The organism is Pedobacter chitinilyticus, from assembly GCF_003313385.1.
Classification (GTDB): Bacteria; Bacteroidota; Bacteroidia; order Sphingobacteriales; family Sphingobacteriaceae; genus Pedobacter; species Pedobacter chitinilyticus.
This window is the reverse complement of the sequence record NZ_QMHN01000001.1, coordinates 1557149-1567501: the sequence shown is the minus strand read 5'-3', so window position 1 is coordinate 1567501 and position 10353 is coordinate 1557149. Positions and strand designations below refer to the sequence as shown.

The following is a 10353-nucleotide window of genomic DNA, read 5'->3' as shown; positions in this document are numbered from 1 at the left end:
TGTAAGACCAGTTGCCGTAGCATTGGTACCACCCGAAGGCGCCCATGAATAAGTATATGGCGTGGTACCTCCCGATGCGACCACGGTAGCTGTTCCATTACCACCGCCGTTGCAGGAGACATCTGTTTTGGAAATTGTTCCTATGACCGAATTAACTGTAAGCGTGGCGATGCCAGAAGTGGCATTGCCGCCAACGTTAGTCACTACACATTGATATTGATAGCCACTCATTGCAGCAGTAGCACTACTAATGGTTAACGTATTGGTGGTGAAATTGGAATACGGTGCTCCAGTGATATCTGTAAAACCACTGCCAGTATTTACTTGCCATTTGTAGATAGGTGAGCCAGTAGCTACAACACTCATAGTCGTAGTACCATTTAGGCAAATAGTTCGATTAGAAGGGTTGCTAGTAATGGTAGGCGCACTACTACTTACAGTAAATGAACATACCGTATTAGAAGGAAAATCAGTAGTTGCATTAAATACCCAATTTGCACGATTGTTAATCAACGCTAGTAACGCTGCTTTAGTTCCATTTGTTCCCTTGCTACAATCATAACGCATATTGTCTTGTTCACTATTCACATAAGCTCCTGATTGTGGAAACATGCCAACTGCATCTGTCCCATTAGTAAGATCATTAGGTAATGTTGATCCTTGGGAAGAACTGCCACTAGACAGTGCCCAGTTTGCATCAGTTACCCAGCCCGTAGCGTCGTTTGCATAGACAGTGTAAGGAGGGGTAGACATCTGAACTCCGCCACCATCATCTGTATTGATGGCTGCAATGAAGTTAGGTACAGCAGGTTTTACTCCTGTAGTGCTTTGGTAAGCGATGATTTGATCACCTCCAGCGATACTAAATCCCCCAGTACCTGTATCTTGGAATATCAAGGTACCTCCACCACCTGTCACGGTAAATGTATTAGCACTTGTTTCGTCGCAATGTACTACTGTTCCAGGATTCAGTCCTGCTGCTGGAGCGGTGTATAAGAAATGAGCTTCAGCGTTAGTCCATCCAGTATTACCCCAGCTATTGTCGGTAAAGTATATTTGAGTCCCTGCTGGAATGGCGACCAGTGCCACGAAGGAAAACCCATCAATGGTCGATTCGTTAACCCTAACAAAAGCAATATCGCCTCTGGCTAAAGTTTGGGCCTTTGCTCCTTGTCCTGCTAGGAGCAAAGTTGCTATAAAGACGACCGTTAGAATTTTTAATGAAAAATAGAGATGCTTCATGTGATTAATTTAGAATGTGATATTTGGTTAAATGAACAGTGTAAAGTATCCAAATGCAGTAAACAGGGATTTACTTGAAACGAAATGATTTCTAAAAGACAAGCGGGAATGAGCTTTTTCTGCATTTGAGCGTATAAATAAGTACGCTCTATTCATTCATTTGAATGCAATGTTTTGATTGTGAGCGTATTTTGTGTTCAAGTTACACATCCATACTCATATATTAAAACTTATAAGAATATTTTTTAAACCAGGATGGAGATTATTAGTTTTGTTTCATGGCTAAGTCAATCGTAGAAAAGGAAGTAGTGGCTGGGGAAAAAATGAATGCCTTCGGAGAGAGTGTTTGGCATCGTGAATGGAAAGCTGCTTTTCCATCTTCCTTCCGTGAAAAAACCTTCTACAGTGAGGAACAGAGCTGCCATCATCGTGCAGATGTGCATACGCCTTGTGGTACTACTATCGAGTTTCAACATTCGCCAATTTCACTAGAAGAACTGCAAAGTAGGGAGGCATTTTATCCTAACCTAGTATGGGTGGTAAACGGAAAGAAGTTTAAAGGGTTTAAAGTGCTAAAGCATCTGCCAGACGTAGATGATCATCGATTGGCAGCTTATGAATTTTCCCATACGGCCAATCTCACCTTGTTTCGTAAAGCAGATTTGGAAAGGGGCAAGCCCCGTTTGCTTACGCTTGGTCATCCAGAATTATTTGGATTGAAGCTTACTTCTCATTATTTCTCTTTTATTTGGAAACATCCGCACAAGGTTTGGTACGAGGCTAAATGTCCAATGATTTTTGATCTTGGTGGTTATTTCTTATATCGATTGAAACAACGTCCCCAACTTTCGGGTGCTTATGCTTATTTGGAAATGATTCCCAGAAAGGATTTTATTGCAGCTTATTTGGGTTAGCTTGTGCTGTTATTCTATTAGATCCACCCAACTTTCTTGCGCCACAGGTTAAAATCTTCATTGTGTGGATGTAGATCTATTTGTGTGTTTTTGGCTTCAATAATTAAGGCCTCATCATGTGTGCTCAATTGTAATGCTTTCCTTAGCCGTATGGTTTCGTCCTTATCTTCTACAGGATACAATCCTCGGTCATCAAACTGGGTGCCGAACTTTTGCGGCCTACCTTCAAAATAACAGATTCTGTCGTGCAGGTAAGCAAGATTTTGCGGATTGACATCACCTGAAGCTTCTGACAATAGCGCATAGCATTTTTTCATCAATGCAGGTTTGCTAATGGCGTGTTGTACAATCAACCATGCGGCTTCGCTAGCTTCTTTACCAACTTTTGATGGTGTGGGATAACCTATGGTATTGATGATCTCATCCAATCGTGCTGCATTTTTCAGATGAACGCGTTCCATATCGGGATTGTAACCTGGTGATAGTTTTCCTGCTTTTAAAAGTTCTTCTCGTACCTGTAAATCATAACGAGCCATTTCTATTATTTCGTTGGCGATAGATTTATTCATTTTGTTGCTGCTAAAGCTTGAAATTTACAACATTATCTTGTAAATCGCTAAGCGATAAAAATTCCTATCTTTAATTTAAAACGGGTTAGTGAGATGAGTAATAACAAGGACATAATCAATCAACAAAGAAAAATAAGTAATCAGTGATCTATCAAACATTTGAACCACATGCCGACTTGGCTTCGGTAGTTAAATGTTATTGGACTTTGGAAGTTCCATTGGAACCTCAAGCCGCAAAACAACGCATTGTACCCGATGGTTGCCTAGAAATGATTTTTATTTTAGGAGACAATATCAAAAGATACCTTTCCGAAGATGAATTTATCATACAACCCCGAGCAATGGTGGTTGGTCAAATTACAGAACCATTTATTATTCAGCCTACTGGTTATGTCCGCTGTTTTGCAGTCAGATTTTACCCTTTCGGTTTCGCCAACTTTGTAAATACGCCTATCAAAAACCTGGCAGATAAAGAAACACCTATCCTGCAACTATTTGGTGAAACACTTGCTGAAAAATTAGAACAAGAGATTATTCGAGCGGTGGATGATGAAGAACGAATAGCCGTTGTTGAAGCTTTTCTTTTAAAAAAGTTTAATGAAAAAGCGACGATTGATCAGGTAGTGAAAACAACTATTGAAGCATTATTATTAACTAAAGGAAATACGGCTATTAATGATATTGTTAAAGATGATCTGTCTAAAAGAAGACAGTTGGAAAGAAAATTCTTTAAGCAAGTGGGTTTAAGCCCAAAGCAATTAGGAAAAGTTATTAGGCTGCAAGCTGCGTTGAAACTATTGCTTAATCAAAAAACAGAAAACCTTACCCGTATCGCCTATGATAGTGAATACTATGACCAGGCGCATTTTAACAGAGATTTTAAGGAACTTACAGGTCTTAACCCTAAAGACTTTTTAGAAAGTGATAAAATGCAGCTTTCTTCCATGTTTTACACCAAAGATTAAACTGTCGCATTCATCCAATTTTGATTTAATCGGGCACCTTAGTTTTGCTTGATCAAATTAAAAACGAATGAAAATAAAAACAACACTGATTGCGCTGTTGCTTGTAAGTGGATTTGTTGCTTGTACCAATAAAAGCAGCTCCAGTTCGGCATCAGATAAAAAGACAGTTAATCAAAAAGCAAATCGCATGGAAAATTTAATCTCAATTGTAGAAATTCCTGTGACCGACTTTTCTAGAGCGGTTACCTTTTATCAATCCATTTTAGGAATAAAAATAGAAGAAATGGAAATGGATGATGTAAAAATGGGTGTGTTTCCAAGTCATGGAGAAACGGTAAATGTAGTGTTAGCCAGCGGGAAAGATTATCAACCGGCTACAAGTGGCGCATTAATTTATTTAAATGCTGGTAACGATTTAAAGCCTGTTTTAGATAAGATATCGAAAAATGGGGGTAAAGTCATTCTACCAAAAACAGCAATTAGTCCTGAAATGGGATTCTTTGCCTTGTTTATGGATACAGAGGGAAATAAATTAGGTTTACATTCAGCATATTAGGTGATGAAAACGAGATTGTTTTTTGTAGTGATTGTAATTGTGGTTTTCTGTAGTTGGGCGATGCCTATAAGGGATTCCATCAAAAAAGCAACGTGGCTAATTGGAACTTGGGAAAACAAAACTTCTAGAGGTAGTATTTACGAAACTTGGGCCAAAGTAAACGATAAAGAACTGTTTGCAAAAAGTTATGCGTTGAAGGAGAGAGATACAATGGTTTTTGAAAGTGTACTTTTGGTAGAGGAAAAAGGTGGATTATTTTACATCCCTATCGTCACAAATCAAAATGGTGGCCAACCAGTCCGTTTTACTTTAAAAACGATTTCAGATACGACTTTGATTTTTGAAAACCCTCAACACGATTTTCCTCAGATAATTAGTTATACCAAGATTGACAACGACCGTCTAGTTGCCGAAATCTCTGGTGTGAAAAATGGACAGCAACGTAAGCAAACATTCCCCATGCAAAGGATAAGGTAGTTGGAACAGATTTTGTACCACAGCAGGATATAAACCAAAAACGATGAATAGAGGCTTTACAATGTCTTTTGTTTTAATGCTTTTGCTGTTAGGGCAAGCCAAAGCACAACAGTTAATTATCCTTAAAGATTCGGTAAAAATTGGAGAACAATATTACGTGCTTGAGGAACCTAAGTTGGCAAATCAGTACAGTAATATTTCGATGGAGATCTACAAAAAGATAAGAAACAAATCCATCATGAATAGCTATTTTTCGGCTACGCCTGAACAAAGGTTAAAAGCAAAAAAAGAAAGCCTTATGGCATTAATGCTTGATAGTAGGTTACGTGAAGCCGCTTACGGTTTTGAGCATTATGAGCTGTTTTATGATCGGGCAGATCTGTTAAACTTATCAGTGAATATACAATCGTATGGTTCTCCTTTTGAATCACAACAAGCTTATTGTTTTGATCTTTCCACTGGAAAAATAGTAGGTAAAGCGTTATTTATTAACCATAAAGGTTTATTGAAAATGGTTAGCGATAAATTAAAGGAACAGAAGAAAGGGCTTAAACTTAATTTGGATGCACTTGATCAATATGAAATCGTTAGCCATAAAGGTATTTTTGGGGGAATTAAGTTTCTGATTACGGATACTGTGAACTATCGCAATAGCGGTTATGAGGTTTTCGAAGTTGATTTAAATAGCAAAGAAGTCACATCTTATTTGGCTCCAGCCTTTAAGCAACGTTTAAAACTTTAGGTATGCTACAGCAGGGTTAATACCGCCCATAAACCGCCTACCGAAATAGCGATCCATAGGATAACACCTTGTAATATGGGTTTAAATCCCACGGTACTAATCACCTGTTTGGATAGTCCACTGCCAATAAGGAATAAAGTAACCGTTAATCCAATCTTGGAAAAGGAAACAATGTGATTTCCTATTTGGCTAATAAATGGGATGTAAGTGCTACCTATAATGGCCAATACAAACAACCCGATAAAATAAGGAATCTTTATTTTGGTGCCTTTAGATTTAAATAACCATGTGCTGAGCAATGCAATGGGAATAATCCAAAGCGCTCGGGTAAGTTTTACGGTAGTGGCAATTTGCAAAGCTTCGTTTCCGTATCTGCTGGCAGCGCCAACTACAGAACTGGTATCTTGTATGGCGATGGCACTCCATATCCCAAACTGAGAGGGGGAGAGATGCAATAGATGTCCGACCACAGGAAAAATAAAAAGTGCCAAGGAATTGAGAATGAAAATGGTTCCCAGTGCCACGCTTACCTGCTTTTCTTGGGCTCTAATTACAGGCGATATAGCCGCGATGGCACTACCACCACAAATGGCCGTGCCAGCAGAAATGAGATGTGAAGTTTTTCGATCTATTTTTAACGATTTACCTAGAAAATATCCTATTGCCAACGTACCAATAATCGAGATCACGGTAAAGGTAAAGCCTTCTTTGCCCGCTTTTAGGGCGGTATGAACGTTCATACCAAATCCAAGGCCCACCACAGAGAATTGGAGCAAAAGATGCGTGATTTTATGGTTGAGGTGTAGGTAAGGATGCCCTATCCATTGTGCGGTAACAATGCCAAGAAGTAGGGCGAGAGGAGGAGAAACGAAAGAGGATAGGCATAACAATAAAAGTGCAATAAATACAACTTCCCTGAAGGTGATACTGCTATCCAATATTTTTCTGAAGTTTCTTTTAAAAGATAATTTGCTTTGCATACATGTTAGGTTGATTGTATAGCAGCAAAGTTCAGTAGAAGAACTTAGACGTGGAAATCACTAATAGCAATCTCCAATAACCTTAGGTTATGATGAAATGTGTTTGTAGAAAAGTTCTTGCAGACTGTGCATGTCGCCTTGGTTGATGGCCAAGTAGAAACAACGTTCAATTTCCAAGCCTTTAATGTCAATTACTTTTAGCTCATTTTCCTTTAGTTCACGAAAAATAGCATGAATGGAAAGGAAAGCGAAGGTGTTAGAGTGAAGTAGATAGGTTTTGATGCTTTCAGTACTTTGTAACTCTATTTCTTTAAGGAGCGTGGAGAAATTGATGCCTTTTGTTTTTAGTGCATTGGCAATTACTTCTAAGGAGCCAGAACCCGCTTCTCGCAAAATCATCGGTAGTTTCTTGAGGTCTTCGGGTTTGATGGTGGGTTTAATGTTTGTGTTGTTAGCTCTTGTGCAGAGTACAATTTCATCTTTGGCAATGCAGTTGTACTGTAGGTTTTGTCTTTTAGATTGTCCTTCTACAATGGCTAGGTCTATTTTGTTGTCGATGAGCAGATTCTCTATCACTTCGGTGTTGTTCGAAACCATAGCAATCTCGATATCAGGAAACCGCTCCCTAAATGAAGCAATATATTTGGGAAGGTAATACTGTGCCACGGTAGTACTGGCACCTATTCTTAACAAACCTTTCGAATTGCTGGAAATTGCCGCAATATCCATGTCAATGTCTCTATAAATGTCGGTTAGCTTTTCAACGTGTCCAAATAGTATGGTGCCTGCTTTGGTGAGTTTGATCTTGGTCCCATTTCTATCAAAAAGCTTGATGCCATAATGCTCTTCAATTTCGTGGATATGTTTGCTGACTGCGGGTTGTGAAATAAATAGTTCTTCAGCTGCTTTAGTGAAATTTAGCCTTTTGGCAACGATATAAAAAACCTTTAATCTAAAATCATACATATTGAGAAGGGCTAGGTAACGGGCACAAATTTTTTGATTTAATACAAATATGCTCTTTTCTGTTAAACTTAGCCAATGATCATTCGTGGCACAAACCACTTTTAATTTTCAAAAAAAAATTGGATAGATGCATCTTTAATTTATCTTTGTTACTAAGATATTTATTTAATGAGAGAAAATAAAGAGAGTAAGTTGCTGTTGTTCAGGTTGGCAAGTAAGCAATATTCTGATGCCTCCATATTTATGCATGAGGCTATAGCTCGTAAAGCAGGGCTTTCAGGGGCAGACCACAAGTACTTGGGACTGATATTGCAGCACAAGTCCATCACGGCTGGAGATATCTCGAAGCTTACTGGTTTAACTACAGGTGCTGTTACAGGGTTGATAGATCGTTTGGAGGAAAAGAATCTTGTGCAAAGACAATTTGTAAAGTCTGATAGGAGAAAGGTGGTGGTGGTTCCAAATGTAGAAAATAGCATGAACCTATTAAAGCCATTCTTTGATGATCTACAACAGAAAACTATAGGATTACTAGAAACCTTTTCGGAACAAGAAATAGAAACGATTAAGCGCTACTTTACAGAAGCGACAGTAATCATGAAAGAAACTGCAGACCAATTAAATCAAAAATAAAATGGAAAGCCTAACCTCAAACTATGTAAACAGAGCCGAAATATGGCTTTGTATAAGTACGCTCATTTATTTTTTAATGAATGGGGCACAAATTTTTGAAACACTTGTGTTTGTCCCTAAATGGGTTTCATCACCTCCAGATCATTTTAAATTGTTGCTCGATGGAAATGGAGCAAGCCTTAAAGTCTTTTGGATCATTTTTCATTCTGTTCATGAAATAACGTTTATCCTAGCGCTAGTTTTTTGCTGGAAAATTGATCCGGTTCGTAATTGGTTAATCATTTTGATGATCGCACACTTTGCTGTGAGGGCCTGGACTTTGGCATTTTTTGCGTCAAATATTATTGATTTTCAAAAAATAGCAGCAACGCAAATGTTTTCAAAAGATTTGGTCGATCGAACTTCACTTTGGCAAACATTAAATTATATTAGAGTTGCCCTATATATCGCCATTTCCTGTGGTTTTATCCCCTTGTGCATTAAAGTGTTTGGAATGCGTGCATAAACGATGACACTTCTTAACGTGTCCGACGTTCAGCATCTTTTTTGTTTATGGAGATATTCGTTTCTTTCTTTCATAGCTTTTTTAGTTATGATTCAACGCTCCATACTATGGTTATAAAAAAGTAGGGAAAACTAGGCTAACCTATTTAGCCTAGGCTAATGTCCTTTGATCACTTCAAGTCGTCCAGTCGTCAATAATCTTCGATAACGCGTGTCTAGCCCTTCAAATTTGTGCCTGTCAACACTTAATGACAGCTACAGATATGAAGACAATGATGCTGATGATATTCAGTTTTACGCATTTTATTGCATTGGCCCAAATAGACTCGATAACCCATGTTACAGATACCAATAGTACATCAATATTGGATGAAACGTGTGGATTCAATTTGCCAAATATTGCTAAGTTTAATATTAAGCGAGATAAAAGCAGTGCTCAGCAATTTATGATCCCAGCGGTTTTTATAGGGTATGGCATCGCTACACAATTCGTTGCGCCGCTTAAAGAATTGGATCGCAGTTTACACCGTAACCTTGGTCAATCTATCCATCACCGTATTACTTTAGATGATTACCTTCAATATGCACCAGCCGTAAATGTTTATGCACTGGATTTACTGGGAGTAAAAGCAAAACACAGTTTTGGAGACAGAACGTTGTTGATGGCTAGCGCTTACTTGTTGACAGCTACAGTAGTACAAACAATGAAACATGCCATTGGCATCAAACGTCCTGATGGTTCCAATACGAAATCATTCCCATCGGGGCACACGGCTACGGCATTTGTAGGTGCACATCTTTTATTTAAAGAATATGGTAACCAAAACCCTTGGATTGGGATTGGAGGCTATCTGGCAGCCACCACTACAGGCGCATTAAGGATGGTGAACAAAAAGCATTGGTTTAGCGATGTGGTAGCAGGGGCAGGTATTGGTATCATGAGTGTGGAAATTGCTTGCCTGTTACTTCCTAAAATGCATCAGCTATTTGGAAATAATGGAAAAGTGAAGCAGTTGGTGGTGTTGCCTTCTATTGCTAAAAACCAGTACGTATTGTCGTTATCGTATAAATGGTAGCGGTTATTTGCTTAAAAGCTTTTTATTAACAACGGTGTCGAATAGCTCTTCGCGGCGATATTTTGATAAAGGCAGTTCGTAGTTTTTCACATATACTCGCCCGCCATTAATACTGTTAATATGGAATAAGTTAACCAGATAAGATTTATGAATTCTGAAGAAAACGCTATTGGGTAGCATTTCAACAGTGGCATTCATAGATTGATGGACAAGATGTGTTTTATCCTGCAAATGAATTTTGACGTAGTTCTGCATGGCCTCCACATACAGGATATCCGACCAAACAATACGGATAAAAGTATCTCCTTGTTTAATGTAAATATCCTCCTCCTTTAAAGTCTTAACTTCTTGTGTAAGCTGAGAAGTGTAGGCACTTTTGGCTTTTTGGACTGCTTGAAAGAATCGTTGAAAACCAATAGGCTTTAATAAATAATCAATCACATTAAGCCTAAAGCCATCTAAAGCGTGTTCCGAATAAGCTGTTGTCATAATGGTCAAAGGAGGATCATTTAGCGATTCAAGGAATTCAAGACCTGTTAAATCAGGCATATTGATGTCTAAGAACATTAAGTCTATCTTCTCATTTTTTAGCACATGATGAGCTTCAATAGCCGAAAAACTGACTTGTGTCACTTCCAGAAAATCTAATTTCTCTATATATAGTTTAATTCCTTCTACAGCTCCTAATTCATCATCTACAATCAGACATTTTAGGGGCTGAGTTTTCAT

At 38.4% G+C, this 10353-nt stretch carries 13 protein-coding genes; 8 read left to right on the top strand and 5 right to left on the bottom strand.

The features are described 5' to 3' along the window. On the bottom strand, positions 1 to 1242 hold a 1242-nt coding region (locus DUT70_RS06530), incomplete at its 3' end, for an immunoglobulin domain-containing protein (protein WP_205529742.1). 278 nt (positions 1243 to 1520) lie between these two features. Here DUT70_RS06530 and DUT70_RS06525 point away from each other — a divergent pair. Continuing rightward, on the top strand, positions 1521 to 2156 hold the full coding sequence (locus DUT70_RS06525) for a competence protein CoiA family protein (protein WP_240432040.1): 636 nt from the start codon (positions 1521 to 1523) through the stop codon (positions 2154 to 2156). A gap of 17 nt (positions 2157 to 2173) precedes the next feature. On the opposite strand, the gene DUT70_RS06520 is transcribed toward DUT70_RS06525, so the two are convergent. Beyond that, entirely contained in the window at positions 2174 to 2725 is a 552-nt protein-coding gene (locus DUT70_RS06520; protein WP_113646442.1) for a DUF6624 domain-containing protein, read from the bottom strand. 143 nt (positions 2726 to 2868) lie between these two features. Here DUT70_RS06520 and DUT70_RS06515 point away from each other — a divergent pair, with 143 nt between their 5' ends. The 4 genes from DUT70_RS06515 (at position 2869) to DUT70_RS06500 (ending at position 5465) form a co-directional block, all read left to right on the top strand. After that, on the top strand, positions 2869 to 3690 hold the full coding sequence (locus tag DUT70_RS06515; RefSeq protein WP_113646441.1) for an AraC family transcriptional regulator: 822 nt from the start codon (positions 2869 to 2871) through the stop codon (positions 3688 to 3690). 67 nt (positions 3691 to 3757) lie between these two features. Next, positions 3758 to 4246, top strand: coding sequence for a VOC family protein (locus DUT70_RS06510; protein ID WP_205529741.1), 489 nt, complete (start codon positions 3758 to 3760; stop codon positions 4244 to 4246). Between the two features lie 3 nt (positions 4247 to 4249). Further along, positions 4250 to 4723 carry a DUF6265 family protein gene (locus DUT70_RS06505; RefSeq protein WP_113646440.1) on the top strand — a complete coding sequence of 158 codons (474 nt, stop codon included), beginning with the start codon at positions 4250 to 4252 and terminating at the stop codon, positions 4721 to 4723. A gap of 43 nt (positions 4724 to 4766) precedes the next feature. Beyond that, positions 4767 to 5465, top strand: coding sequence for a hypothetical protein (locus tag DUT70_RS06500; protein WP_113646439.1), 699 nt, complete (start codon positions 4767 to 4769; stop codon positions 5463 to 5465). Between the two features lie 5 nt (positions 5466 to 5470). Here DUT70_RS06500 and DUT70_RS06495 read toward each other — a convergent pair whose 3' ends face one another. Continuing rightward, positions 5471 to 6445 (bottom strand): YeiH family protein, encoded by a 975-nt coding sequence (locus tag DUT70_RS06495; protein ID WP_113646438.1) that lies wholly within the window; start codon positions 6443 to 6445, stop codon positions 5471 to 5473. 87 nt (positions 6446 to 6532) lie between these two features. Beyond that, positions 6533 to 7411 carry a LysR substrate-binding domain-containing protein gene (locus tag DUT70_RS06490; protein ID WP_113646437.1) on the bottom strand — a complete coding sequence of 293 codons (879 nt, stop codon included), beginning with the start codon at positions 7409 to 7411 and terminating at the stop codon, positions 6533 to 6535. 168 nt (positions 7412 to 7579) lie between these two features. Here DUT70_RS06490 and DUT70_RS06485 point away from each other — a divergent pair, with 168 nt between their 5' ends. The 3 genes from DUT70_RS06485 (at position 7580) to DUT70_RS06475 (ending at position 9624) form a co-directional block, all read left to right on the top strand. Continuing rightward, a complete protein-coding gene (locus DUT70_RS06485; RefSeq protein ID WP_113646436.1) occupies positions 7580 to 8044 on the top strand; it encodes a MarR family winged helix-turn-helix transcriptional regulator in 465 nt (154 codons plus the stop codon). Position 8045: 1 nt separating this feature from the next. Beyond that, positions 8046 to 8549 (top strand): transposase, encoded by a 504-nt coding sequence (locus tag DUT70_RS06480; protein ID WP_113646435.1) that lies wholly within the window; start codon positions 8046 to 8048, stop codon positions 8547 to 8549. Between the two features lie 262 nt (positions 8550 to 8811). Further along, positions 8812 to 9624, top strand: a complete 813-nt coding sequence (locus DUT70_RS06475) for a phosphatase PAP2 family protein (protein WP_164881225.1) — start codon at positions 8812 to 8814, stop codon at positions 9622 to 9624. 3 nt (positions 9625 to 9627) lie between these two features. On the opposite strand, the gene DUT70_RS06470 is transcribed toward DUT70_RS06475, so the two are convergent. Continuing rightward, positions 9628 to 10353 (bottom strand): LytR/AlgR family response regulator transcription factor, encoded by a 726-nt coding sequence (locus DUT70_RS06470; RefSeq protein ID WP_205529740.1) that lies wholly within the window; start codon positions 10351 to 10353, stop codon positions 9628 to 9630.

Bases quoted from the DNA above. Each gene is read 5' to 3' on its own strand.
- DUT70_RS06525 (WP_240432040.1), top strand. From the start codon at position 1,521: ATGGCTAAGTCAATCGTAGAAAAGGAAGTAGTGGCTGGGGAAAAAATG.
- DUT70_RS06520 (WP_113646442.1), bottom strand. From the start codon at position 2,725: ATGAATAAATCTATCGCCAACGAAATAATAGAAATGGCTCGTTATGAT.
- DUT70_RS06510 (WP_205529741.1), top strand. From the start codon at position 3,758: ATGAAAATAAAAACAACACTGATTGCGCTGTTGCTTGTAAGTGGATTT.
- DUT70_RS06505 (WP_113646440.1), top strand. From the start codon at position 4,250: ATGAAAACGAGATTGTTTTTTGTAGTGATTGTAATTGTGGTTTTCTGT.
- DUT70_RS06500 (WP_113646439.1), top strand. From the start codon at position 4,767: ATGAATAGAGGCTTTACAATGTCTTTTGTTTTAATGCTTTTGCTGTTA.
- DUT70_RS06495 (WP_113646438.1), bottom strand. From the start codon at position 6,445: ATGCAAAGCAAATTATCTTTTAAAAGAAACTTCAGAAAAATATTGGAT.
- DUT70_RS06490 (WP_113646437.1), bottom strand. From the start codon at position 7,411: ATGTATGATTTTAGATTAAAGGTTTTTTATATCGTTGCCAAAAGGCTA.
- DUT70_RS06485 (WP_113646436.1), top strand. From the start codon at position 7,580: ATGAGAGAAAATAAAGAGAGTAAGTTGCTGTTGTTCAGGTTGGCAAGT.
- DUT70_RS06480 (WP_113646435.1), top strand. From the start codon at position 8,046: ATGGAAAGCCTAACCTCAAACTATGTAAACAGAGCCGAAATATGGCTT.
- DUT70_RS06475 (WP_164881225.1), top strand. From the start codon at position 8,812: ATGAAGACAATGATGCTGATGATATTCAGTTTTACGCATTTTATTGCA.
- DUT70_RS06470 (WP_205529740.1), bottom strand. From the start codon at position 10,353: ATGAAAACTCAGCCCCTAAAATGTCTGATTGTAGATGATGAATTAGGA.